The sequence below is a fragment of the Kribbella sp. NPDC004875 genome (assembly GCF_042873375.1).
Lineage (GTDB): Bacteria > Actinomycetota > Actinomycetes > Propionibacteriales > Kribbellaceae > Kribbella.
The window spans coordinates 645,205-668,255 of the sequence record NZ_JBIALI010000003.1 but is presented as its reverse complement, the minus strand read 5'-3'; the positions used below and the strand labels follow the sequence as shown (position 1 = coordinate 668,255).

Below are 23,051 nucleotides of genomic sequence, written 5' to 3'. Positions count from 1 at the left end.
ACGGAATCATGGAAGCCTTCACCCAGCACATCGGTACGGCGGCCCCGCTGCGCCGCAGCAACGTCGACACCGACCAGATCATCCCGGCCGTGTACCTGAAGCGGGTCACCCGGACCGGCTTCGAGGACGGCCTGTTCGCGGCCTGGCGCAACGACCCCGAGTTCGTCCTGAACAAGCCGGAGTACGACGGGGTCTCGGTGCTCGTCGCGGGCCCGGACTTCGGCACCGGATCCTCGCGGGAGCACGCGGTCTGGGCGCTGCTCGACTACGGGTTCCGCGTGGTCGTGTCGTCGCGGTTCGGCGACATCTTCCGCGGCAACTCGGGCAAGGCCGGGTTGCTCGCGGCCCTGGTCACGCAGGAGGTCGTGGAGCAGCTGTGGACCGCGGTCGAGTCCGACCCGGGCACCAAGGTCACGGTGGACCTGGAAAACAAGACGATCTCGGCCGGTGACGTCTCGGCACCCTTCGAGATCGACGACTACACGCGCTACCGGCTGCTGAACGGTCTGGACGACGTCGGCATCACGCTGTCGCACGCGGACGAGATCGCTGCCTACGAAGCGACCCGGCCGTCCTTCAAGCCGGCGACCCTTCCGGCGAAGGCCTGAAACTCCCCCAGAAGCACCCCCAGCAGCACTCACGGAGTTATCGCCGCCGTAACGTTCGGATGGTCGGTGGCGATAACTTCGGTGTTACCCTGGCGTCGTCCCCGAAGGACGTGTCAGTACAAGGCTTGCGAGACCGAGGAGGTGAGGCTCTGATGAACAGTGAGCCCTCCAGACATACCGGTCTCGCTCGGCCGCCGAGGAGCTGACCGCTTTCAGCTTTCTCCTCCAGTAGTTGCGGGTCGGGCAGACGTGCGCCCCTCTTTCACTTGATGCCACCGCACCTGGAGGACCTATGTCCGACCTGCGCCTGCGCACGATCCGTGCGTTCAGCCGTACTCCGTCACTGCGCGCCGCCGCCCGCAAGCACGCCGCCACCGCGGCCCCTGCGCCGCTCGAGCCGGCCGAGAAGCAGCCGCGCGACCAGCAGTTGCCCAACGGGCACAGCGTCGTCGACAGCGCGATCTACTGCGGCGGCCGCCGGGTCTCGACGCCGAGTTCGCTCGCGGACACCTATTCCGCGTTGCACACGATCGAGAACCGGGCCGCACACAGCCTGGCCTGGATCGGCCTGTACCGGCCGGACCGCCGCGAGCTCGCCTCGCTGGCGCAGGAGTTCGACCTGCACGAGCTCGCGATCGAGGACGCGAACGAGGCCCATCAGCGGCCGAAGCTGGAGCGTTACGGCGAGACCCTGTTCGTGGTCCTGAAGGCCGCGCGGTACCGGGACGCGACCGAGGAGGTCGAGTTCGGTGAGGTGCACGTCTTCGTCGGCCCGGACTTCGTGGTGACGGTCCGGCATGCCGAAGCGCCCAACCTGGCAGCGGTACGACGCCGCGTCGAGCGCGACCCCGAGCTCCTCAGCCGCGGCGCCGAAGCGGTGCTGTACGCGATCATGGACAAGGTCGTCGACGGGTACGCACCGGTGGTCGCCGGTCTGGAGAACGACATCGACGAGATCGAGACCGAGGTGTTCCGCGGTGACCCCAAGGTGTCCCGGCGGATCTACGAACTGTCCCGTGAGGTGATCGAGTTCCAGCGCGCCACCCGGCCGCTGATCGGCATGCTCGAGCAACTCCGTGGCGGGTTCCAGAAGTACGGCGTGGACGAGGAACTGCAACGTTCACTGCGGGACGTGGCCGATCACGTCACCGAGGTGGTGGAGAAGGTGGACGGGTTCCGCGAGCTGCTCCGGGACATCCTGACGGTGAACGCGACCCTGGTGGCCCAGCAGCAGAACGAGGAGATGAAGAGCCTCGCGATCGCCAGCAGCGAGCAGAACGAAGAGGTGAAGCGGATCTCTGCCTGGGCGGCGATCCTGTTCGCCCCGACGCTGATCGGGACGGTCTACGGGATGAACTTCGACAAGATGCCGGAGCTGCACTGGCAGTACGGATACCCGTTCGCGATCGGCCTGATGGCCTTGGTCTGTGGAGGTCTGCACCAGATCTTCAAACGCCGCGGTTGGCTCTGAAAAGGGCTCTCCAGGGCCGAATCGGGCGAAATTGTGGCCCGAATCGCCCAAAACAAGGCCGAATTGCCGCGTTGGTGTTTGTGAACGGCGTGTTGAGTCCATAACGTTCCTGTGAGATCGAGCGCTGTGCTCGACGCCTAGTGTTCACGGAGGGAAGCAGTGAACAAGAGCCAGTTGGTCGAAGCGCTCGCAGTGCACTTCGACGGAAACCGCCGCCAGGCCCAGCACGCACTGGAGTCGGTGATCGACACCGTCCAGCGTGAGCTGACCAAGAAGGGCGGCAAGGTCGCCATCACCGGTTTCGGTGCCTTCGAGGCCATCGAGCGTGGGGCGCGCATCGTGCGCAACCCGCGGACCGGTGAGACCAAGCGTGCCAAGAAGACCACGGTTCCGAAGTTCCGCGCCGGTGCGGAGCTGAAGGCCGTCGTCTCCGGTGCCAAGAAGCTGCCGAAGCTGGTCGTCCCGAAGCCGGCCGCGACCGCCACCAAGGCGGCTGCCCCGGCGAAGAAGGCCGCGCCGGCCAAGGCCGCTGCCACCAAGACCGCCGCCGCGAAGAAGACGGTCGCCAAGAAGGCCCCGGCCAAGACGGTCGCCAAGAAGGCGCCGGCGAAGACCGTTGCCAAGAAGGCGCCGGCGAAGACCGTTGCCAAGAAGGCCCCGGCCAAGAAGGTCGTCGCGAAGAAGGCGCCGGCCAAGAAGGCCCCCGCCAAGAAGACCGCGGCGAAGCGTACCGCTCGCTGATCTTCACGCACTGCGGCATCAGCAGTCACCAGTAGTACAGCGAAGGCCGGTCACCCCACTCCAGGGGATGACCGGCCTTCGCGGTTGTTCGGGGGTACAGCGGCGGTGCCGACGGCAACCTTCTAGAGCCGGGTGCCGAACTCGACCTTGGTGACGGTGGTCGCGGCACCGGACCCGGTGGTCTCGATGCGTACTCGTTGGCCTACCCGCAGATGCCGGACCGGGGTGTCGGCGACCGCGTGCACGGTGAACGGGAGCTCGATCCCGGTGTCGGTCAGTACCGCGCCGGAGAACGTTTCACTGTCGTAGGCGCTCACGGTTGCCTGCATGTCAGCAGGCTAGACCCTCGGTCCCGGTCGCGGCACCGAGAACCAGCGACATCACGTCCGCGGTCGCCGGTCCGACGCCGAGCTGGACGGCGTGCGCCAGATCCGCCGCGGTGTCGACGTCCCGGCGTACCGACTCGATGCCGGTCAGTTCGATCGGGACCGCGCCGGAGGCCTGGTGGGCCAGCGCGGAACCCACGCCGAAGCGGGGATCCAGAGCCACCCCGGGGGCGGCGGCGAGCAGCGTCGTACCGGTGCCGGGCAGGTCGACGACGAAGGACCGTGGGGCCGTGCAGGCCGCGAGTACGGCGGTCAGCTCGGCCGGGCGCAGCGCGGGAAGGTCCGCGGACAGGGCCGCGACGCCGTGGCCCGGGAACTCGGCGGCGGCCACGGTCGCACCGTGCAGCAAGGCTTCGTTGAGCCCTTCGGCCGGGAGGTCCGGAACCACCAGGGCACCGGCCGCGGTGACGTCCGCGGCGACCATCGGGTCGTCGGTGACCACCAGCACGGCATGCACCAGGGGAGAGGCGAGGGCGGCCGCAGTAGTGTCGACGGCGAAGGCGCGGGCCAGTTCGGGACGGTGCTGAGGGTAGGCCGGGGCGAGCCGGCTCTTCGCGATCGCCGTACGCTTCACCGGGATCGCCAGGGTCCAGGGAGCGACCTGTAGGTCTGCCATCAGGCAGGATTCTCCCATGACGGATGGTCGGGACGAGCACCAGGAGGCAGTAAGTGGACAGCCGGCGCAGTGACCCACGGCCGCCGCGCGGCTTCTGGTTCGGTCTGATCGTCGCGATCGTCAAGCCGTTCATGATCGTGTTCACCAAATGCCGCTTCACCGGCCGGGAGAACATGCCCCGGTCCGGCGGTGTGGTGTTCGTGCCGAACCACATCTCGCACTTCGACCCGGTGGTGCTCGGGTATTACATCTGGGAGTGCCGGCGAATCCCGCGGTACCTGGGGAAGGCGTCGCTGTTCAAGATCCCGGTGCTCGGCACGATCATCACCAGCGCCGGGCAGATTCCGGTGCATCGGGATTCCACCCAGGCGGCGGACGCGTTCCGGGACGCGGTGGCCGCGGTCGAACGCGGTGAGTGTGTAGGCGTTTACCCGGAGGGGACGATCACCCGCGACCCGGACATGTGGCCGATGACCGGCAAGACCGGCGCCGCCCGGATCGCGTTGATGACCGGCTGCCCGGTGATCCCGATCGCGAACTGGGGCGCCCAGGAGATCATCAAGTCCTACACCGGCAAGGTCCGGTTCCGGCTACTGCCGCGCAAGACCCTGCAGGTACGGGCCGGGGCACCGGTCGACCTGAGCGCGTTCCAGGGCAAGCCGCTGACCAACGAGCTGTTGCACGAGGCAACCGAGGTGATCATGGCCCGGGTCGCCGAGACGCTCGGCGAACTGCGCGGTGAGACCCCGCCCAAGGAGCTCTACGATCTCCGCAAGGCCCGCCGTGAGGAGAAGCCGTGACGGTACAGATGCCACGCCTCCGGCGCGGCGGGTCATCGGGCTGTGACTCTCGTCCTTCCCTCGTCGCTCCGGTCGCCGCGCTCCATCCGCTGCTCAGTCCAGGACGGGAGGCCCGATGACCAAAGTAGCCGTGTTCGGCGCCGGTTCGTGGGGTACGGCGTTCGCGGTGGTGCTCGCGAACGCCGGGAACCAGGTGTCGGTCTGGGGCCGCCGGGAGTCGTTGTGCGCGACGATCAACAGCGCACACGAGAACGCCGAGTACCTTCCCGGACTGCGCTTGCCGGACGCGATCACGGCAACCCACGACCCGGCCGCGGCCGCCGACGGTGCCGAAGCGGTGGTGCTCGCGGTCCCGTCGCAGTCGTTACGCGAGAACCTGACCGACTGGGCCGGCGTGCTGCCGAACGCCGTACCGCTGGTCAGTCTGATGAAAGGCGTCGAGCTCGGGACGACGAAGCGGATGAGTGAGGTGATCGCCGAGCTCACCGGCGCGGGTCCGGAGCGGATCGCGGTCGTCTCGGGGCCGAACCTGGCGCGGGAGATCGCGGAGGGGCAACCCGCGGCATCGGTGGTCGCGTGCGCGGACGAGGGCACCGCGGCACGGTTGCAGAAGCTGTGTCATTCGCCGACGTTCCGCCCGTACACGAACAACGACGTGGTCGGCTGTGAGCTCGGCGGTGCCTGCAAGAACGTGATCGCGCTCGCCGTCGGGATGGCGGTCGGCCTCGGCTTCGGCGACAACGCCCGCGCCTCGGTCATCACCCGCGGCCTGGCCGAGATCGCCCGCCTGGGTACGGCGCTCGGCGCGGACGAGCACACGTTCGCGGGCCTGGCCGGACTCGGGGACCTGGTGGCGACCTGCTCGTCACCGCTGTCGCGGAACCGGACCTTCGGCGAGAAGCTCGGGCAGGGCCTGACGGTCGCCGAGATCGCCGGCGGCACCCGGCAGGTCGCCGAGGGCGTGAAGTCGTGTGCGTCGATCAGCGAGCTGGCGCACCGGCACGACGTCGAGATGCCGATCGCCGAGCACGTCACCAAGGTGGTGGCAGGCGAGATGACGCCGAAGGACATGCTGTTCAGCCTGGTCTCCCGCTCGGCCAAGTCGGAGCGCTGGGGATGATCCCGGAGAAGTTCGCCGAGTCCACCATCGCCCGCGAAGGCGATCGCGGCCGGGCGTGGATCGCCGAGCTGCCGTCGATCGTGGACGACGTGCTGAGCAGCTGGAACGTCGAGCCGGACGGCGCCACGATGCACGGCGAGGTCGGCATCGTGATCCCGGTCGCGGGCGACCGGGTGGTGAAGATCTCGTTCCCGCACCCGGGCAACGACTACGAGGCCGACGCCTTCGAGGCGTGGGGTGGGCGCGGCGCCGTACGGCTGCATCAACACGACGACGCGCGCTACGCCTTGCTGCTCGAGCGGACGCACGCGGAACAGCTGATCGGCCTCGAGGACAACGACCAGATCCCCGCGGTGGCGGGGGAGTTGAGCAAGCGCCTGACGATCGCGGCGCCGGACCACTTGCCGCGGCTCTCCGATCGCGCCGACGAGTGGTACGACGAGGTTCGGTCGGGCGCGGCCGAGTTCCCGGACGCGCTGCCGACACGGGTGGTGGACGCGGCGCTCGATGTGGTCGACGAGCTCGGTCGGGAGCAGCCGGAGCTCGTCGTGCACGGTGACTTCCATGCCCGCAACATCCTCCGCGCCGACCGCGAGCCCTGGCTGGCCGTCGACCCGAAGGGGTACGTCGGCGACCCGGCGTACGACGGCGGGACGCTGCTCCTCCCACGCGTCCTTCCGTACCTGGACTCCGGCGACCTGGCGACGCCGTTGCAACGCGAGCTGGAGATCTTCGCCGAAGCCGCGGACCTGGACCGCGACCGAATCCGCCGCTGGGCCCAGCTCCGCTGCGTCCAAGGCTCGTACTACGGCCGCCGCAACGGCTTCGGCCGAGCCCGCAGCGGCGTACTCCTGGACCGCCTGGTCGCGGCCGCGGAGCAGCTCGCCATCGCCTGGGCGTGACCCGATCCGGAGCTGGCGTCAGGTCGCCAGTGCCTGTTGCTGGACCAGGATGGCGGCGCCGCGGAGGGCGGCGTCGTGGGCGGCGCGGGTGGTCACGACCTGCAGGCCGGTGGTGGCCAAGGGCAACGATCGGGCGTAGACGGTCTCGCGGATACCGGCCAGCAGGCTGTCGCCGGCCTGGGACAGCGAGCCGCCGAGCACGATCAGCGACGGGTTCAGCAGGCTGACCGCGGCGGCCAGCACAGTGCCGATCTCGCGGCCGGCCTGCCGGACCGCCGTGGTGGCGGCGGTGTTGCCGGAGCGCACCAGGTCGACGATGTCCTGGCTGGTGGTGGCGCCCTCGAGTCCGGCGGCCAGTGCGGTCGCGGAGGCGATCGCTTCCAGGCAGCCGTGGTTCCCGCACCGGCAGAGCTCGGTGCGGCCGAGGATCTGGATATGCCCGATGTCGCCGGCCGCGCCCTGGGCGCCGCGGTGCAGACGGCCGCCGCTGATCATGCCCGCACCGATGCCAGTGGCAACTTTCACGAACAGCAGGTCGTCGACGTCCGGGTACGCCGTCGCGTGCTCGCCGAGCGCCATGATGTTCACGTCGTTGTCGACCAGCACCGGTCCCGGGAGCTCGCGGCCGAGCCGGCCGACGACATCGTACGAATCCCAGCCGGGCATGATCGGCGGATGGTTGGGCCGTCCGGTGCTGTGCTCGACCGGACCGGGCAGCCCGACGCCGGTGCCGGCCAGGTCGGCGGGGGAGCGGCCGGCCTCCCGGAGCAGCGCGAGGCCGGCGCGGGCGACGGCGGCGAGGACGACTTCCGGACCCTCGTCGATCCGCAGCGGCGTCGTCGAGCGGTGCAGGATCTCGCCGGTCAGGTCGGTGAGGGCGACCGACAGGTGCGTCGCGCCGATGTCCGCGGCCAGCACGAGCCGCGCCGTCGGGTTGAACCGGAAGCGGGCCGGCGGCCGTCCGCCGGTCGACGCCGCCTCCCCGGACGGTACGACGAGCCCCGCCGCGAGCAGCTCCTCGATCCGGCCGGTGACCGTCGACCGGGCCAGACCGCTGAGCTCGATCAGCTCGGCCCGAGTCCGCGGCTGCCCGTCGAGCAGTAACCGCAGTACCTGGTCCGTCGTCGCCAGATCGCTCATCACCGGACTTTCGTCGTGCTGGTCGTGGACTTTTGCTTGACAGGATTCAAAAGGGTCCCATAGCGTCCTTCGACGTGTCCACCAACGCGCGAAAGCTCAAGGTCGGGATCGTCGGCGGCGGCTTCATGGGCCAGGTGCACGGTCGCGCCGCGCTGGTTTCCGGCGCCACGGTCGTCGGTGCTGTCGGATCGTCACCGGCGCGAGCCGAGGCAGCGGCCGAGGCGACCGGCGCCGAGCGCGGGTTCGCGACGCTCGACGAGCTGCTGGCCGCCGACGTCGACCTGGTCCACGTCTGTACGCCGAACAACACGCACCGCGAGGTCACGCTGAAGGCCTTCGAAGCCGGTAAGCACGTGGTCTGCGAGAAGCCGCTCGCCACCTCGGTGCAGGACGCCGCCGGGCTGTCGGCCGCGGCGCAGGAGGCGGGCCTGGTCGGCGCCGTGCCGTTCGTGTACCGCTACCACCCGATGGTCCGCGAGCTGCGGACCCGGATCGCCGCGGGCGACGCCGGGGTGATCACCAGCCTGCACGGCTCGTACCTGCAGGACTGGCTCGCCGGGGCCGACGACCAGAACTGGCGCGTGGACGACACCACCGGCGGTCCGTCGCGGACCTTCGCCGACATCGGATCGCATTGGTGTGACCTGACCGAGTTCGTCACGGGCGACCGGATCGCCGCGATCAGTGCCCAGCTGCGGACCGTCCGCGCGCAACGTGGCGGCGTCGAGGTAAGGACCGAGGACCTGGCCACGGCGCAGTTCCGGACCGAGGCCGGCGTGGTCGGCACGATCGTGGTCAGCCAGGTCGCCGCCGGCCGCAAGAACCGGCTGTACCTCGAGGTGTCCGGCACCGAGTCGAGCTTCGGTTTCGACCAGGAGGACCCGGACCGGCTGTGGGTCGGCCGCCGGGACGCCTCGCAGGTGCTGACCCGCGATCCCGAGACGCTCAGCCCGCCGGCCGCGCGGGTGAACCGGCTGCCGGCCGGGCACGCTCAGGGGTACCAGGACGCGTTCGACTCGTTCGTCGCCGACAGCTATGCCGCCGTGCTCGGGGACCACCCGGACGGCCTGCCCGATTTCGCCGCCGGCGCGCGGTCGGCACGCGTGGTCGACGCCGTGCTGCGCTCGGCGGCCGCCGACGCTGCCTGGGTCACCGTCGAGAACTGAGCCGAGAACTGAGCCGACAACCAGTCGAGAACCCCAAGAACTAGGAGCCCGTGAGATGCCTCGTCCGATCACACTCTTCACCGGTCAGTGGGCCGATCTGCCGTTCGAGGAGGTCTGCCAGTTCGCGTCCGAGGCCGGGTACGACGGCGTCGAGATCGCCTGCTCGGGTGACCACTTCGACGTCCAGCAGGCGGTCGACGACGACTCCTACGTCCAGGGCCGCAAGGACATCCTGGCGAAGTACAACCTGCAGGTCTTCGCGATCTCCAACCACCTGGTGGGGCAGGCGGTCTGCGACGACCCGATCGACTTCCGGCACCAGGCGATCGTGCCGTCCCGGATCTGGGGCGACGGTGACGCCGAGGGTGTGCGGCAGCGGGCCGCCGAGGACCTGAAGAACACCGCGCGGGCCGCTGCGAAGCTCGGCGTACAGACCGTCGTCGGCTTCACCGGCTCGTCGATCTGGCAGTACGTCGCGATGTTCCCGCCGGTGCCCGCGGAGCGGATCGAGGCCGGGTACCAGGACTTCGCCGACCGCTGGAACCCGATCCTCGACGTGTTCGACGCCGAGGGCGTCCGGTTCGCGCACGAGGTGCACCCGTCGGAGATCGCCTACGACTACTGGACCACCACGTTCGCCCTGGAGGCGATCGGTCACCGCGAGGCGTTCGGCCTGAACTGGGACCCGTCGCACATGGTCTGGCAGGACATCGACCCGGTCGCCTTCCTGTGGGACTTCAAGGACCGGATCTACCACGTGGACTGCAAGGACACCAAGATGCGGGTCGGCGGCGGGCGGAACGGCCGGCTCGGCTCACACCTGCCGTGGGCAGACCCGCGCCGCGGCTGGGACTTCTACTCCACCGGTCACGGCGACGTGAACTGGGAGGACTGCTTCCGGGTACTGAACTCGATCGGCTACGACGGCCCGATCTCGGTCGAGTGGGAGGACGCCGGCATGGACCGCAAGGTCGGCGCGGCGGAGGCGGTCAACGTCATCCGTGCTCTGGCCTTCGACAAGCCGGAAGCAGCCTTCGACTCGGCCTTCGCCACCGACAAGTAGCCGACAAGTAGCCGCGGCTGGGAAACTTTGTGCCACGAGGTGGCACCTTGTTTCCCAGGCCTGTCAGGCCGGCCGGGTGTCCCGGCCGGCCACGAAGCCGAGCGCGACCTGGACCGCGGCGAGCGTGGCGAACACGCTCAACGTCGTCCGCCAGCCGCCGGTGACCTGGGTCAGGTAGCCGGCGACCACCGGACCGGTTGCGGCCAGCGTGTAGCCGACCGCCTGCGCCATGCCGGACAGTTGCGTGGTCTCGTGGTGCCCGCGACCGCGGATGCTGATCAGCGAGAGCGCGGCGACCAGCCCGGCGCCCTGCCCGAGCCCGCCGACGATCGCCCAGACCAGAGCGAGTTGCGGCACCAGCAGCAGACCGAGCAGCGCGAGCAGGATCGGCGTACTCGCGGTCATCAGACCGGCGCGCTGGTTGGTGGGGTGCTTCAGCAGCAAGGGGATGCTCAGACCGCCGATCAGCCCGAACACCTGGAACAGGAACAGGTGTACGCCGGTCGAGCGCTCGGTGACGCCGCCTGTGGTGATCTCGATAGTGGGCAGCCAGTTCACGAACAGGTAGAAGCTGGTGGACTGCAGACCCATGAAGCCGGTGACCAGCCACGCCATCGGCTGCCGCCAGACGCTCACCGGGGGAGCGCCCTCCTCGCCGGCAGTTGACGGCATCGGCTCCGGCGACAGCGTCCGGGGCAGCCAGACCACGGCCACGAGTACGGCGAGACCGCCCCACACCGCCAGCGACAGGCGCCAGTCGACCGCGTCCGCGATCGGTACGGCGAGCACCGAGGCGATCGCCGCGCCGCCGGTGATGAACGCCGTGTAGACGCCAGTGGCGCGGGAGACGTTGCCGGCGTAGTCCCGCTTGATGATGACGGGCACCAGCACGTTGCCGACCGCGATCGCCGCACCGACGACCGCCGTACCGATCCAGAGACCGGCGGAACCGGAGTACGGGCGCAGCGCGCTGCTGGCTGCCAGCACGAGCAGCGAGACGAACACCGCCCGCTCCATGCCGAACCGGCGAGCCGCGAGGTGGACCAGCGGAGAGGCAACCGCGAAGGCGAGCAGCGGGAGAGTGCCGAGCAGACCCTGCGCGGCCTCACCGAGATGCAGATCCTGCCCGATCCGCGGCAGCACCGGACCGACGGCGGTCAGTGCCGGCCGCAAGCTCAGCGCCACCACGAAGGCGGTTGCTGTGATCAGCGACGACCGCTCCCGAGTCATTGGTTCGGCCACCACCGCCACGACACACCTCTCCCAGGCTTCTCTGCAGATGTCCTACATTTATATACTGTACGCGACCCGGCAGAGGAGGTCGTCGGTGGTGTCATTGAACGGACCGGTGCGGCAGGTGCCGCTCGTCCTGCAGGTCTCGGAGCAGTTCCGGGCCCAGATCGAGAGTGGCGCCTGGCCGCGCGGCTCCCGGATCCCGGGCGAGAACCAGCTCGCGACCGAGTTGGGCGTCAGTCGCGGGACCGTGCGGGAGGCCTTGCGGTCACTGAGTCTGACGGGGCTGCTGGAGCCGCGGGTCGGCGACGGCACCTATGTGCGGGCGACGAACGAGATCAGCGGCGTACTGGTCCGGGACGACCTCTCGGCATCGCTGACACATGTGCTCGACGCTCGCGCCGGCATCGAGGCCGCGGCCGCGCGTCTGGCCGCGCAGCATCCGGATGCGGAGAGTATCGCGGCTCTGTCGGAGGTGCTGGAGCGTCGCGCTGCCGCGTTGGAGTCGGGAGACATGGATGAGTTCGTGGCTGTCGACACGGACTTCCACCGCGGCGTCGTCGTCGCCAGCGGGAACCCACTGCTGCTGCGGCTGTACGACGCGATCGCGGAGGTGCTCGCCGAGTCGATCCACCAGACCGCGTCGATCCCCGAGGACCATCGGATCCTGGACGCGCACGTGGTGGTGCTCGAGGCGATCCGCGCCGGTGATCCCGAGGCCGCGAGTCAGGCGTCGTACGCGCTGATCGAGACGATCAAGCAGTCGCCTTCGGCCAGCAGTATCTGAGGCACTTCGGGGTGCCGTTGAGGCGGCGCGGTTCGCCACCCGGCGGCGGGACGTGCTTGCTGTCCTGGCGGATGCCGCCGCGCGCCTCGTAGAACGCCTGTGCGGCGGTGTTCTGTTCGAGCACCCACAGGAAGTAGCCGTCCGGTGCGGCCTCGCCTGTCCGGGCGAGCAGTTGCGTGCCGATGCCCTGGCGTTTCAGCGGCGCGCGGACGTGCAGGTTGTCGACGAGCGCACCCCACCGCGGGTCGGCGCCGAAGACGAGGTGGGCGAGTCCGACGAGCTGTCCGTCGTACTCCGCCAGTGTCGTCAGCGTGCCCTCCCGCGCGGCGAGCCGCTTCGCCCACATCGCGCCGAGGTACTCCGAACACTCGCCATCGAGGAACGAATCGGCGTACGCACCCCGGTAGTGCCGCCGCCAGCTGTCCCCATGCAGCTCGGCGACCGCGGCCGCATCGCCGGCCCCAGCCTGTCGGAACCGCAGCTCAGAAGTCACCCCACGATTCGTATCATCGCCGGCATCGCCCGCCCGGTCCTGTCCGCCAGCTGATCAGAGCGGCCGCAGCGGACACCCAGTCCCGATGCGCTCGCTCAGGTCGGCCCGCAGTACCGCCAGCTCGGCCATCCGCTCGTCGACGACGTGCAGCTTGTCAGCGAGCAACGCGGACAGGGCTGCTGCGGAGTCCGGGGCATGGCGCAGCTTCTCGCCGTGCTTGCCGATCTCAGCCAGCGAGAACCCCAGCACCTGCGCGGTCCGCACGTAGTGCAACCAAGTCACCATCTCGGGCCCGAAATCCCGGTATCCGTTCGGTAGCCGCTCGCCCTCGACCAGCCCGATCTTCTCGTAGAAGCGGATGCTGTCCTTAGACAGCTTCGTCTGCGCCTGTTCCGAACCCTGCCGGTGCACGGTCTGTACGACGGCGTTGCGCGCGGACTGTTCGCGACCTGGCAGTCCTACGCGCTGCTGCACGGCGCCAGCCGGATCCTGATCGCGTTCCTGGTGGTCGAGGTCAGCTTTGCAGGCCTGGAGCTCCTGCCCTGGTTGCGGGGCTGGTCGCGAGGACTCGGGCGAACACCGCGATTCCGACCGCGAGAGCGGTGACGACGAGGAACGAGACGGTGAGGCTGCTGGCCTGGGCGATGCCGCCGATGATGGACGGGGCGACCAGGCCGGAGGCGTAGGTGATGGTGGCGACGCCGGCGATCGCCTGGCTGGCGTTGGAGCCGGTGCGGCCGGCGGCGGCGAACGCGAGCGGTACGACGACGGCGATGCCGATGCCGATCAGCCCGAAGCCGATCATCGCGACGGCCGGCGCCGGCGCGACCACCACGAGCAGCCCACCGAGCGTCGCGACCGCTCCACTCCACCGGACCGTCCGTACGGCGCCGAATCGGTCGACGATCGCGTCGCCGGTGAGGCGGGCGACCGTCATCGTCAGCGCGAACCCCGTGGTCGCCCCCGCAGCCACCGCGGCCGAACTGTCGAGGATGTCGCGCAGGTAGACGGCCGACCAGTCCAGGCTGGCCCCCTCGGCGAAGACCGCGCAGAACCCGACGGCGCCGATCAGCAGCGCCGACTTCGGCGGCAGCGCGAACCGCGCCGGCGGCTCCTCATCCTCGTCGGGGTGGATGTTCAGCACGAACTGACACACCACCACACCGACCAGCGTCAGCACGACAGCCGCGATCGCGTGATGGACCTGCGCGCTCAGCTCGGCGTGCGCCGCGACGGTTCCGACCGCGGATCCGATCAGCGCACCCGCACTCCAGAGCCCGTGCAATCCGGACATGATCGACTTCTTCAGCCGGTGCTCCACCTCGACACCGAGCGCGTTCATCGCGACGTCGGCCATCCCGGCCGTTCCGCCGTAGATCAGCAATGCGCCGCACAGCGTCAGCAGGCCGGGCGCGAGCGACGGCAGCATCAGCGCGAGAGTCCAGAGCGCCAGCAGTCCGCGCAGTGCGTTCCGGGTGCCGAAGCGGTGGCTGACGCGAGCGGCGAGCGGCATCATCAGCGCCGCGCCGAGCGCCGGAAAGGCGAGGGCCAGGCCGAGCTGCCCGGCGGACACCCCCGCGTGCTCCTGGATCCAGGGCACCCGGGTCGCGAACGACCCGGTGACCGATCCGTGCACGCAGAAGACCGCGGCGACGGCGTACCGCGACCGCTTGACGAGTGTGGTGTCTTCAGTCACAAGTAAACAAGCTATCTGTTTGAACGATCAGGCAGATGGTAGTTTTTTGCGCGTGAGGAGCGCGGAACGGCATCAAGTGATCGTAGAACGACTACGCGTCGTCGACAGAGTCTCCGTCCAGGAACTGGTCGAGGCCACCGAGGCGTCGGACATGACGGTCCGCCGCGATCTCGACTTCCTCGCTGCCCAGGGTGTCCTGAAGCGGGTGCACGGTGGCGCGGTGTCCGCGATGCCGTCCGGTCTCGAACCGCCGTACTCGCTGCGCGCGCAGGCCGCCACCGCGGCCAAGCAGGCGATCGCGAAAGCCGCCGTCGAACACCTCCGCGACGGCGAGACGATCGTCCTCGACAGCGGTACGACGGCACTCGAGACCGCGAAGCTCCTGCGCGAGCGTGCGATGACGGTGATGCCGCTCTCGCTGCAGGTCGCGCACGAACTGGCCGACGCGCCGCGGATCCGGCTGCTGATGCCGGGCGGCGAGGCACGCAAGGGCGAGCTCTCGCTGGTCGGCCCGCTGACCGTCGCCTCCCTGCGGGCGCTGCGCTTCGATGCCGCGGTCCTCAGTCCTTGTGCTTTCAGCCTGGACGCGGGCCTCACCGCGTTCGACCTGGGGGACGCGGAGGTCAAGCAGGAGGCGATGAACGTCGCCACCCGGACCATCGTGCTCGCCGACGGCGCCAAGTGGGACCGCGCCGCCCTGGCCTATGTCTGCCCCGCGGACCGGCCCGACCTGATCATCACCGACGACTCTTCCCCCGAGGACCAACGAACCATGCTCACCCAACGCGGCGTACTGGTAGAGGTCGCCTCTTGAGCGCCACCGAAGTCCGTCAATCCGCCCCGCCCCGCGCTGCGCGTGTCGCCACCTGGTTGTACTTCGGGCTGAACGGCTTCGCGGTCGGTATGTGGGTCGTCCACATCCCCAGCATCGAGCAGGCGACCGGCATCACGCACAGCACGCTGGGGCTGCTGCTCCTCGTGCTCGGCGGCGCCGCGTTCATCGGTATGCAGGTCGCCGGCCCGCTGGTCGACAAGATCGGCCAGCGCCGGCTCGTGCCCGCCGCGGGCATCCTGCTCGGGCTCGCGCTCGCCGGCCCCGGCCTGGCCAACAGTTGGTGGACGCTCGGGCTCGCCTTGATCTTCGTCGGCTTCGGCAACGGTTCGATCGACGTCGGGATGAACGCGCAGGCCGTCGTGGTCGAGCGCGGGTACCCGCGTCCGATCATGGCCGCCTTCCATGCCATGTGGTCGATCGGCGGCGCGATCGCGGCCGTCATCGGTGCGGCCACGCTGAAGGCCGGCGTACCGACCGAGGTCACGCTCGCGCTGTCCGGTGTGGTCTGCGTCGTGCTGTCGCTGATCGCCAGCCGGTTCTTGCTGGAGGCAACGGTCGAGGAGCACGACGAGCCGGAGGCCGAGCGGAGCAAGCCGCCCGCGAAGCTGGTCTGGGCGCTCGGCGCGCTCGCGTTCGGCCTGATGCTGTCCGAGGGTGTCGCCAACGACTGGGCCGCGCTGCACTTCCGCGACATCCTGGACACCTCGGTCAGTACGGCGGCCTACGCGTACGGCGCGTTCGCGGTCGCGATGACCGTCGGGCGGTTCCTCACCGACCGGGTCGCGGCCGTCGTCGGTCCGGCGGCGATCGTGCGCTGGGGCGCCGCGATGGCCGCGGTCGGGCTGACGCTGGTGATCGTCGTGCCGTGGGTGCCCGTCGCCCTGGTCGGCTGGGCGATCTTCGGGCTCGGACTCGCGGGCGGCGTACCGCAGCTGTTCACCGCCGCCGGCAACCTCGACCCGCGCTCGTCCGGCGCGCTGATGGCCCGCGTCGTCGGCCTCGGGTACGTCGGCCTGCTCGCGGGCCCCGCGCTGATCGGTGGACTGGCGCACTGGATGCCGCTGAACATCGCGTTCATCCTGCCCGTCGTCCTGTGTGTGCTGACGTTCCTCGGCGGGCCGGTGCTCAAGAAGTCGCGCTGAGCGCCTGCTCCAGATCGGCCCACAGGTCGTCGGGGTGCTCGATCCCGACGGACAATCGGATCAGGTCCTCGGGGATCGTCGGGACCTCGATCGGCCAGCGGCGGCGGCGCTCGAGCATCGACTCGACGCCGCCCAGGCTGGTCGCGTGCACCCACAGCTCGGTGCACTCGCAAACCCGCTGCGCACCCGCGGCGTCGCCGCCGAGCTCGAAGGCGAGGATCGCGCCGAAGCCGGACATCTGCGCGGCCGCGCGCTCGTGGCCCGGGTCGTCCGGCAGGCCTGGGTAGCGGACCTTGCTGACCCGCGGGTGCGCGAGCAGGCGCTCGGCGAGGAATGCCGCGTTCGACTGCGCGCGCTCGAGCCGGAGCGCGAGTGTGCGCAGGCCGCGGAGCGCGAGCCAGGCCTCCATGGGGCCGGGGATCGCGCCGAGACTGCGGCGGCGCAGCTCGATCGCCGGCCACAGCTCGTCGTCGGCGGTGATGACCGCACCCAGGACGACGTCCGAGTGGCCGGAGATGAACTTGGTGGCCGAGTGCATCACGACGTCAGCACCGAGCCGGAGCGGTTGCTGGAGCAGGGGAGTCGCGAACGTGTTGTCGACCACCACGGTCGCGCCGGCCGCACGCCCGGCCGCGGCCAGCGCCGGAATGTCGGCGACCTCCATCGCGGGGTTGGTCGGCGACTCGATCCAGAGCATGTCGGCGCCGGCGACTGCCTGCACGACGGCCGCGGTGTCCGCGACGTTCACCCGCTCGACCTTGAGCCGGCCCGTCGCGGCCTGCTGATCGAACAGCGCGAGTACGCCGGAATACGCGTGCTGCGGCGCGACGACCCGGCCGCCGACCGGGATCAGGTCCGCGATCGCCGCCACGGCCGCCATCCCGGACGCGAAGGTCAGGGCGCGACCGCCTTCGAGTTGGCCGAGGGTGTCCTCGAGCGCGGTCCACGCGTCGTTCCCGAACCGTCCGTACCCGCGGTCCCCACCGGCGACGTACGTCGAGCTGAAGATCGGGGAGTTGCCGACCGGTGCGTCCGCGACCCGCTCGGGCCGACCGGAGTGGACGACGACGGTGGACGGGTCGAGGTCAGGACTCATGGCTGGAATTGTCGCTGACGCCGTCCGGAGCGACCGGCAGGGGGATGCCCCCGGTGCTGAGCAGATCCATGGCCTGCCGGGCGAGCGGCTGCGCGGCGGTGGTGCCGGGCGTCTCGACCCAGACCCGGACGACCGTCTCGATGATGTTCATCGCGATCCCGGCGGACAGCGCGGCGACGAACTCGGACTGACCGTCGGCCGGCAGCCGCAGCGTCAGTTCGTCGGCGAGGTCGGTGCGGAAACGCCAGATCAGCTCGTTCAGATGCGCGCTGACCGACCCGGTCTGCTCGGCCAGCTCGAAGACCGCACGGACCCGGCCCGGGTTGCTCTCCAGTTGGTCGAGGACCCGTTCGATGACCGCGCGCAGGCCGTCCGGCAGTTCGAGTTCGGGCTGCTCGCGGAACCAGTTCACGGCCTCGGCGAGGCAGTCGTCGACGAACTCGAGGACCAGCGTCTCCTTGGTCGGGAAGTACCGGTAGAGCGTGCTCGGCCCGACCTCGGCCGCCGCCGCGATCTGCTCGACCGTGGTCCGGCCGAAGCCGTTGTCGTTGAACAGCTCGAACGCCTTGTCCGCGATCAGCCGGCGGGTCCGCTCCCGCTTCACTTCGCGCAGTCCCATGGCCAGGCAGGGTACCGCCTCTCCGACTCGCCGGGAGCTGCTTCTGATCGGCAGTTTCAGCCATATGGTAGTCACTACCGTTTCGAGCGAGAGGCGTGCGATGACCGAGAGCTTCCCTGTCGGCCGGCCGGCCGGGTGTCCCTTCGACCCGGCGCGGGAGTACGCCGCGTTCCGCCGTACCGACGCTCCGACGAAGGTGTCCACACCGGCAGGTGTCGACGCGTACGTCGTGAGCCGGTACGACGACGTACGCGAGGTGCTGCGGGACGGCCGGCTGAGTTCGCGGTCGGCGCCGTCGGAGCACGTCGTACCGGATGCGGATCTGGAGCGGGAGGTCGACTCGGGCTCGATCCTGCAGGTCGACGGTGCGGCCCACAAACGGCTGCGGCGGATGCTGGCGGGGGAGTTCGCGGTGAAGCGGATGGAGGCATTGCGGCCGCGGGTCGCGGCGATCATCGAGGAACGGCTGGACGCGATGCTCGCTACTGGCGGACCCGTGGACCTGGTACAGGAGTTCGCGCTGCCGATCCCGTCGCTGGTGATCTGCGAGCTGCTGGGTGTCCCGTACGAGGACCGCGCCGAGTTCCAAGCGCGGAGCGCGGTGCTGGTGCGAGTGGACGGCGATCCGGACGAGCAGATGCGGGTCAGTGACGAGTTCAACCAGTACATGGTCGAGCTGGTGCTGGCGAAGCAGGCTCGGCGCGAGGACGACCTGCTGTCGCGGCTCATCACCCGCGGCGAGGAACTCGGTACGCCGTTGAGTCTGCCGGAGCTGGTGTCGATCGGAGTCACGCTGCTCGTCGCGGGCCATGAGACGACGGCGAACATGATCGCGCTCAGCACGCTCGCGCTGCTGCGGAACCCGGCGCAGTTGGAGGCGTTGCGGACCGATCCGGCGCTGGCGCCCGCCGCGGTGGAGGAGTTGTTGCGCTACCTGTCGGTGGTGCATTTCGGTCTGTTCCGGCACGTGACGGCCGACGTACCCGTGGGTGCGTCGACGATCGGCGCGGGGGAGTACCTGATCGTGGCGCTGTCCTCGGCGAACCGGGACGAGCGGGTGTTCCCGGATCCGGATCGGCTCGACGTCACCCGCGAAGGCGCGGCGCATGTCGCGTTCGGGTTCGGGCCGCACCAGTGCCTCGGGCAGCAGTTGGCGCGGCTCGAGCTGCAGGAGGTCTTCACCCGGTTGTACACGCGCATTCCGACGCTGCGACTCGCCGTACCGTTCGAGGAAATCAATTACAGAGACAACACGCTCGTGTACGGAGTGACAGCGTTGCCAGTCAGTTGGGACGAGCAGATCTGAAGAGCTCTTAACCGAACCCAGGTCGGAACCTGATCTCCGGGCCGCTACAGTCGAGCCGGTGAGTGAGTACTCGGAAGAACAGCGCAAACCCCGTGTCGCAGTCGTCTTCGGCGGCCGGTCGAGCGAGCACGCCATCTCCTGCGTGACCGCGGCCAACGTGCTGCAGGTCATCGACCGGGACAAGTACGACGTGGTCCCGGTCGGCATCAGCACCAGCGGGCACTGGGTGCTGGAAAGCGGTGATCCCGATCGGTTGTCGATCACCGACGGCAAGCTTCCCGAGGTCGACGTGACGGCGCTGCCGGTGCTGTTCGGCGCGAACCGGGAGCTCGTGGTCAGCGAGCCCGAGCAGGTCCCGAGCACGCTCGGCACGGTCGACGTGGTGTTCCCGCTGCTGCACGGCCCGTGGGGCGAGGACGGCACCATCCAGGGCCTGCTCGAGATGTCCGACATCCGCTATGTCGGCTCCGGAGTGCTCGCCAGCGCGGTCGGCATGGACAAGCACTACATGAAGGTCGTGTTCCAGGGTGCCGGGCTGGACGTCACACCGTACGTCGTGATCCGGGACCGGGACTGGCAGCAGGACCCGGACGCGTGCCGCGCCGCGGTCGACAAGCTCGGCTACCCGGTGTTCGTGAAGCCGTGCCGTGGCGGGTCGAGCCTCGGTATCAGCAAGGTGAACAGCCTGGACGAGCTCGACGACGCGATCGTCGAGGCTCGGGCGCACGACCCCAAGGTGATCGTCGAGGCGTCCGCGAAGAACCCGCGGGAGATCGAGGTCGGCGTCCTCGGCGGCCTGAACGGCGGCAGGCCCGAGGTCAGCGTCTGCGGCGAGATCGCGGTCTCCGGCGGCGGGCACGACTTCTACGACTTCGAGACCAAGTACCTGCCGGAAGGCGAGGAGTACACCGCGCTGTCGGTGCCGGCCGAGCTGCCGGAGGAGATCGTCGCCGAGGTCCGCGCGAAGGCGCTGACCGCTTTCGACGCGATCGACGCCGAAGGGCTGGCGCGGGTCGACTTCTTCCTGGACGAGGACAACCGGGTCGTGATCAACGAGATCAACACGATGCCCGGGTTCACGCCGACGAGCATGTTCCCGCGGCTGTGGGCGGCCTCCGGCAAGGACTACCCGGCGCTCGTCGAGCACCTGTTGCAGCTCGCGATGACGCGTCCGACCGGTCTGCGCTGAAGTCTCCGCATGACCCTGGTTGCGACGCAGTACGGACCGGTCCGGGGGAGCGGCGACGACGTACTCGCCTTCAAGGGCATCCCGTACGCCGCGCCACCCGTCGGACCGAACCGCTTCCAGCCGCCGCAACCTGTTGAGCCTTGGACCGCGCCGCGGGACGCGATGAGGTACGGGGCGACGGCGCCGCAGAGCGAGGCGGTCAGTGAACTCATCGCCCGGACGATCATTTCGGGCGACGACTACCTGAACCTGAACGTCTGGACACCGGCACTGACCGGGAACGCACCCGTCATGGTCTTCATCCATGGCGGGTCGTTCGTCAGCGGCGCCGGTTCGCTGTCCCTGTACGACGGCACGCGGTTCGCCCGCGACGGTGTCGTACTCGTGACGATCAACTACCGGCTCGGGGCGGACGGCTTCCTGTGGTTCGGGGACGGTACGCCGAATCTCGGGCTGCTGGATCAGATCGCGGCGCTGACCTGGGTCCGCGACAACATCGCCGGCTTCGGCGGCGACCCGGACAACGTGACCGTGTTCGGCGAGTCGGCCGGTGCGATGAGCGTCTGCACGCTGCTCGCGATGCCGGCCGCCGAGGGACTGTTCCGTCGGGCGATCGCGGAGTCCGGCGCGGGTCACAACACGATCGGGGCGTCGACGGCGCAGGCGGTCGGCAGGCGGCTGGCTGCGGCGTTGGGTACGGCGCCGACGCGTGAGGCGATTGCCGCCGTACCCGTCCCGCAGTTGATCGCGGCGCAGGATCAGCTCGGTCAGCAGGTGATGGCGAAGGCGCGTCGCAAGGAGTGGGGTGATGTTGCGCGCACTCTGCTGCCGTTCAGCCCGGTGGTCGACGGGGTGCAGCTGCCTGCGGCGCCGATCGATTGCCTGCGGGCGGGGGCTGCCGCGGATGTCGATGTGTTGATCGGGACGAACAGCGAGGAAGCGCGGCTGTTCCTGGTTCCGACCGGGGTCGGCGCGAAGTTCAGTACGCCGCTGCTCTACGCGGCCGCCGCGCTGCGGTTCGGTCTCCCCGTGAACGGCGTACGTCGGTATCGCGCCAACCGGCCCGGTGCGACGCCGGGGGATGTGCTGGCCGCGGTGATGACGGATTCGTACTACCGCATCCCGGCGATCCGGCTGGCGGAGGCCCACAGCGGGACGTACCTGTACGAGTTCGGCTGGCGGTCGCCGGCGTGCGGCGGGACGCTAGGGGCTTGTCACGCGCTCGAGTTGGCCTTCGTCTTCGACAACCTCGACGACCCCACCGCGGCCGCGATGCTCGGCTCCGCGCCCCCACAACACCTCGCCGACCTCGTCCACCGGACGTGGGTCACTTTCGCCAGAACCGGCAATCCCGGCTGGGCGCCGTACACCCCCGACAACCGCCTGAGCCGCCACTTCGCCACCGCCTCCGGCACCACCACCAACGACCGCCCCGACGAACGCACCGTCTGGCCCACCTAGCCCTGACCCCACCCCGCCCAGCACCACAGCCCCAGCCCGCACCAATTCCTCCCAACCTGCAACCCCACCCCCCACGCGCGCGCCTGATCGCCGCACGCACGCTTTCCGCACGCACGCTTTCCGCACGCACGCTTTCCGCACGCACGCCTGCCGCACGCACGCCTGCCACCCGCACGCCTGCCGCACGCACGCCTGCCACCCGCACGCCTGCCACCCGCACGCCTGCCACCCGCACGCCTGCCACCCGCACGCCTGCCGCACGCACGCTCTCCGCACCAGCGCCCACCTCCCGCTCCGCGTGCTCCGCAGCGCTGATCCCGGCCCCGCAGCCCACCCCCGCTCGTACGCCCACGCCTGGCTGCCGCACAACCACACCGCGCCCGCTCCCGCGCGCCCGCTCAAGCCCCCCGCTCCCGCCTTCACTCCACGCGAGGGGATAACCCCTGGCGTTGGGGGTTCTTCCCTCGCACACCAACAGAGAACCCCTTGCAGGAGGGGTTATCCCTCGTGTGGGGGCCACGTGCACCTCGCCCGTCGTGCAGACCCCGCGCCTCGGCCGTCGTGCGGACCTCCCCGCGCGCCCGCTCCCGCGCCCGCTCCGGCGCGCACTCCCGCGCGCCCGCTCCCGCGCGCCCGCTCCGGCGCCCGCTTCCGCGCGCACTCCCGCGCGCCCGCTCCTGTGCGCACTCCCGCGCGTCCGCCTCCGGCGTCCGCTCCCGCGCCGCGCTGTCGATCCTCGTGAGTTGCGCTGGAGCTGAGAGAGGGCTCACCCCACGCGAGGGGCTAACCCGTGGCGTTGGGGGTTCTTCCATCGCATACCAGCAGATAACCCCTTGCAGGAGGGGTTATCCCCTCGTGTGGGGCCACGTGCGCCTCGGTCGTCTTGCGGACCCCCGCGCGCACTGGACGCCCATCGCTGATTCGCCCGAGCACCTTGGGGAGGATTGCCCGCCCAATCCAGGCACCAATCCTCCCCAACCCGCGGTCTGCGCGGGCTTCGCGTGTGGCGTGCTGCGTGGGCTGCTCGAGGGCGCGTCCTGCGAGTGCTGACCGGGGTCGCGGCGCGGTGCCGGCCGCGCCGGGCAGCCTGCGTCGCGTTCGCGCGGCGTTCTCATCGCGTGGGTGTGCGTTCAGAATCCGGCGTACGGACCGGTGTTCAGAATCCGGCGTAGGGGCCGGCG

23 protein-coding genes are annotated in these 23,051 nt (G+C 69.9%); 14 read left to right on the top strand and 9 right to left on the bottom strand.

Annotation, left to right across the window (positions count from 1 at the left end; all coding sequences use genetic code 11):
• Positions 1-8 precede the first annotated feature (8 nt).
• From leuD to ACFYRH_RS20375, 3 genes are all read left to right on the top strand, one after another.
• Positions 9-608 (top strand): 3-isopropylmalate dehydratase small subunit, encoded by a 600-nt coding sequence (gene leuD, locus ACFYRH_RS20385; RefSeq protein WP_387777140.1) that lies wholly within the window; start codon positions 9-11, stop codon positions 606-608.
• 292 nt (positions 609-900) lie between these two features.
• The gene (corA, locus tag ACFYRH_RS20380) at positions 901-2,079 is read left to right on the top strand and encodes a magnesium/cobalt transporter CorA (RefSeq protein WP_387777137.1); all 1,179 of its coding nucleotides are present in this window, start codon (positions 901-903) and stop codon (positions 2,077-2,079) included.
• 159 nt (positions 2,080-2,238) lie between these two features.
• Complete coding sequence (locus ACFYRH_RS20375) at positions 2,239-2,820, top strand: HU family DNA-binding protein (RefSeq protein WP_387777134.1); 582 nt, start codon at positions 2,239-2,241, stop codon at positions 2,818-2,820.
• Positions 2,821-2,942: 122 nt separating this feature from the next.
• On the opposite strand, the gene ACFYRH_RS20370 is transcribed toward ACFYRH_RS20375, so the two are convergent.
• Both ACFYRH_RS20370 and cofC read right to left on the bottom strand, forming a co-directional pair.
• Positions 2,943-3,149: a hypothetical protein gene (locus tag ACFYRH_RS20370; protein ID WP_387777131.1), complete on the bottom strand. Its 207-nt coding sequence runs from the start codon at positions 3,147-3,149 to the stop codon at positions 2,943-2,945.
• Position 3,150: 1 nt separating this feature from the next.
• Entirely contained in the window at positions 3,151-3,822 is a 672-nt protein-coding gene (gene cofC / locus ACFYRH_RS20365; RefSeq protein WP_387777128.1) for a 2-phospho-L-lactate guanylyltransferase, read from the bottom strand.
• 53 nt (positions 3,823-3,875) lie between these two features.
• Here cofC and ACFYRH_RS20360 point away from each other — a divergent pair, with 53 nt between their 5' ends.
• The 3 genes from ACFYRH_RS20360 (at position 3,876) to ACFYRH_RS20350 (ending at position 6,644) form a co-directional block, all read left to right on the top strand.
• Entirely contained in the window at positions 3,876-4,622 is a 747-nt protein-coding gene (locus ACFYRH_RS20360) for a lysophospholipid acyltransferase family protein (protein ID WP_387777125.1), read from the top strand.
• 115 nt (positions 4,623-4,737) lie between these two features.
• Positions 4,738-5,742: an NAD(P)H-dependent glycerol-3-phosphate dehydrogenase gene (locus tag ACFYRH_RS20355; RefSeq protein ID WP_387777122.1), complete on the top strand. Its 1,005-nt coding sequence runs from the start codon at positions 4,738-4,740 to the stop codon at positions 5,740-5,742.
• Positions 5,739-6,644 carry an aminoglycoside phosphotransferase family protein gene (locus ACFYRH_RS20350; RefSeq protein WP_387777119.1) on the top strand — a complete coding sequence of 302 codons (906 nt, stop codon included), beginning with the start codon at positions 5,739-5,741 and terminating at the stop codon, positions 6,642-6,644. Before ACFYRH_RS20355 ends, ACFYRH_RS20350 begins: the two co-directional genes overlap by 4 nt.
• A gap of 18 nt (positions 6,645-6,662) precedes the next feature.
• On the opposite strand, the gene ACFYRH_RS20345 is transcribed toward ACFYRH_RS20350, so the two are convergent.
• Positions 6,663-7,784 (bottom strand): ROK family protein, encoded by a 1,122-nt coding sequence (locus ACFYRH_RS20345; protein WP_387777116.1) that lies wholly within the window; start codon positions 7,782-7,784, stop codon positions 6,663-6,665.
• 74 nt (positions 7,785-7,858) lie between these two features.
• On the opposite strand from ACFYRH_RS20345, the gene ACFYRH_RS20340 reads away from it, so the two are divergent.
• A complete protein-coding gene (locus ACFYRH_RS20340; RefSeq protein WP_387777113.1) occupies positions 7,859-8,950 on the top strand; it encodes a Gfo/Idh/MocA family protein in 1,092 nt (363 codons plus the stop codon).
• 55 nt (positions 8,951-9,005) lie between these two features.
• Complete coding sequence (locus tag ACFYRH_RS20335) at positions 9,006-10,013, top strand: sugar phosphate isomerase/epimerase family protein (RefSeq protein ID WP_387777110.1); 1,008 nt, start codon at positions 9,006-9,008, stop codon at positions 10,011-10,013.
• A gap of 63 nt (positions 10,014-10,076) precedes the next feature.
• Here ACFYRH_RS20335 and ACFYRH_RS20330 read toward each other — a convergent pair whose 3' ends face one another.
• Positions 10,077-11,243: a CynX/NimT family MFS transporter gene (locus ACFYRH_RS20330; RefSeq protein ID WP_387777107.1), complete on the bottom strand. Its 1,167-nt coding sequence runs from the start codon at positions 11,241-11,243 to the stop codon at positions 10,077-10,079.
• Between the two features lie 97 nt (positions 11,244-11,340).
• Here ACFYRH_RS20330 and ACFYRH_RS20325 point away from each other — a divergent pair, with 97 nt between their 5' ends.
• Positions 11,341-12,033 carry a FadR/GntR family transcriptional regulator gene (locus ACFYRH_RS20325; RefSeq protein WP_387777104.1) on the top strand — a complete coding sequence of 231 codons (693 nt, stop codon included), beginning with the start codon at positions 11,341-11,343 and terminating at the stop codon, positions 12,031-12,033.
• Here ACFYRH_RS20325 and ACFYRH_RS20320 read toward each other — a convergent pair.
• From ACFYRH_RS20320 to ACFYRH_RS20310, 3 genes are read right to left on the bottom strand one after another with little or no spacing between them, the layout of a single operon-like run.
• Positions 12,002-12,526 carry a GNAT family N-acetyltransferase gene (locus ACFYRH_RS20320; protein ID WP_387777101.1) on the bottom strand — a complete coding sequence of 175 codons (525 nt, stop codon included), beginning with the start codon at positions 12,524-12,526 and terminating at the stop codon, positions 12,002-12,004. The two genes, ACFYRH_RS20325 and ACFYRH_RS20320, sit on opposite strands and share 32 nt — an antisense overlap.
• Positions 12,527-12,580: 54 nt before the next feature.
• Entirely contained in the window at positions 12,581-13,000 is a 420-nt protein-coding gene (locus ACFYRH_RS20315) for a MerR family DNA-binding protein (protein WP_387777098.1), read from the bottom strand.
• A gap of 40 nt (positions 13,001-13,040) precedes the next feature.
• Entirely contained in the window at positions 13,041-14,222 is a 1,182-nt protein-coding gene (locus tag ACFYRH_RS20310) for an MFS transporter (protein ID WP_387777095.1), read from the bottom strand.
• A gap of 76 nt (positions 14,223-14,298) precedes the next feature.
• Between ACFYRH_RS20310 and ACFYRH_RS20305 the strand changes: the two genes are divergently transcribed.
• The gene (locus ACFYRH_RS20305; protein WP_387777092.1) at positions 14,299-15,036 is read left to right on the top strand and encodes a DeoR/GlpR family DNA-binding transcription regulator; all 738 of its coding nucleotides are present in this window, start codon (positions 14,299-14,301) and stop codon (positions 15,034-15,036) included.
• Positions 15,033-16,199: an MFS transporter gene (locus ACFYRH_RS20300; protein WP_387777089.1), complete on the top strand. Its 1,167-nt coding sequence runs from the start codon at positions 15,033-15,035 to the stop codon at positions 16,197-16,199. The genes ACFYRH_RS20305 and ACFYRH_RS20300 overlap by 4 nt, the downstream gene beginning before the upstream one ends.
• Here the strand turns inward: ACFYRH_RS20300 and ACFYRH_RS20295 are convergent.
• Together ACFYRH_RS20295 and ACFYRH_RS20290 are read right to left on the bottom strand one after the other, a co-directional pair.
• Positions 16,183-17,295 (bottom strand): trans-sulfuration enzyme family protein, encoded by a 1,113-nt coding sequence (locus ACFYRH_RS20295; RefSeq protein ID WP_387777086.1) that lies wholly within the window; start codon positions 17,293-17,295, stop codon positions 16,183-16,185. The genes ACFYRH_RS20300 and ACFYRH_RS20295 overlap by 17 nt on opposite strands.
• Complete coding sequence (locus ACFYRH_RS20290; RefSeq protein WP_387777083.1) at positions 17,285-17,914, bottom strand: TetR/AcrR family transcriptional regulator; 630 nt, start codon at positions 17,912-17,914, stop codon at positions 17,285-17,287. The genes ACFYRH_RS20295 and ACFYRH_RS20290 overlap by 11 nt, the downstream gene beginning before the upstream one ends.
• A 100-nt stretch (positions 17,915-18,014) precedes the next feature.
• Between ACFYRH_RS20290 and ACFYRH_RS20285 the strand changes: the two genes are divergently transcribed.
• The 3 genes from ACFYRH_RS20285 to ACFYRH_RS20275 are packed head-to-tail and all read left to right on the top strand — an operon-like array spanning position 18,015 to position 21,870.
• Complete coding sequence (locus ACFYRH_RS20285; RefSeq protein WP_387777080.1) at positions 18,015-19,220, top strand: cytochrome P450; 1,206 nt, start codon at positions 18,015-18,017, stop codon at positions 19,218-19,220.
• 58 nt (positions 19,221-19,278) lie between these two features.
• The gene (locus ACFYRH_RS20280) at positions 19,279-20,409 is read left to right on the top strand and encodes a D-alanine--D-alanine ligase family protein (RefSeq protein ID WP_387777077.1); all 1,131 of its coding nucleotides are present in this window, start codon (positions 19,279-19,281) and stop codon (positions 20,407-20,409) included.
• 9 nt (positions 20,410-20,418) lie between these two features.
• Positions 20,419-21,870, top strand: coding sequence for a carboxylesterase/lipase family protein (locus ACFYRH_RS20275; RefSeq protein ID WP_387777074.1), 1,452 nt, complete (start codon positions 20,419-20,421; stop codon positions 21,868-21,870).
• Positions 21,871-23,051 lie beyond the last annotated feature (1,181 nt).

Excerpts from the sequence above, each read along its gene's own strand:
- ACFYRH_RS20350 (WP_387777119.1), top strand. The coding sequence starts at position 5,739 with ATGATCCCGGAGAAGTTCGCCGAGTCCACCATCGCCCGCGAAGGCGAT.
- ACFYRH_RS20370 (WP_387777131.1), bottom strand. The coding sequence starts at position 3,149 with ATGCAGGCAACCGTGAGCGCCTACGACAGTGAAACGTTCTCCGGCGCG.
- cofC (WP_387777128.1), bottom strand. The coding sequence starts at position 3,822 with ATGGCAGACCTACAGGTCGCTCCCTGGACCCTGGCGATCCCGGTGAAG.
- ACFYRH_RS20295 (WP_387777086.1), bottom strand. The coding sequence starts at position 17,295 with ATGAGTCCTGACCTCGACCCGTCCACCGTCGTCGTCCACTCCGGTCGG.
- corA (WP_387777137.1), top strand. The coding sequence starts at position 901 with ATGTCCGACCTGCGCCTGCGCACGATCCGTGCGTTCAGCCGTACTCCG.
- leuD (WP_387777140.1), top strand. The coding sequence starts at position 9 with ATGGAAGCCTTCACCCAGCACATCGGTACGGCGGCCCCGCTGCGCCGC.
- ACFYRH_RS20345 (WP_387777116.1), bottom strand. The coding sequence starts at position 7,784 with ATGAGCGATCTGGCGACGACGGACCAGGTACTGCGGTTACTGCTCGAC.
- ACFYRH_RS20285 (WP_387777080.1), top strand. The coding sequence starts at position 18,015 with ATGACCGAGAGCTTCCCTGTCGGCCGGCCGGCCGGGTGTCCCTTCGAC.
- ACFYRH_RS20275 (WP_387777074.1), top strand. The coding sequence starts at position 20,419 with ATGACCCTGGTTGCGACGCAGTACGGACCGGTCCGGGGGAGCGGCGAC.
- ACFYRH_RS20330 (WP_387777107.1), bottom strand. The coding sequence starts at position 11,243 with ATGACTCGGGAGCGGTCGTCGCTGATCACAGCAACCGCCTTCGTGGTG.
- ACFYRH_RS20335 (WP_387777110.1), top strand. The coding sequence starts at position 9,006 with ATGCCTCGTCCGATCACACTCTTCACCGGTCAGTGGGCCGATCTGCCG.
- ACFYRH_RS20290 (WP_387777083.1), bottom strand. The coding sequence starts at position 17,914 with ATGGGACTGCGCGAAGTGAAGCGGGAGCGGACCCGCCGGCTGATCGCG.
- ACFYRH_RS20355 (WP_387777122.1), top strand. The coding sequence starts at position 4,738 with ATGACCAAAGTAGCCGTGTTCGGCGCCGGTTCGTGGGGTACGGCGTTC.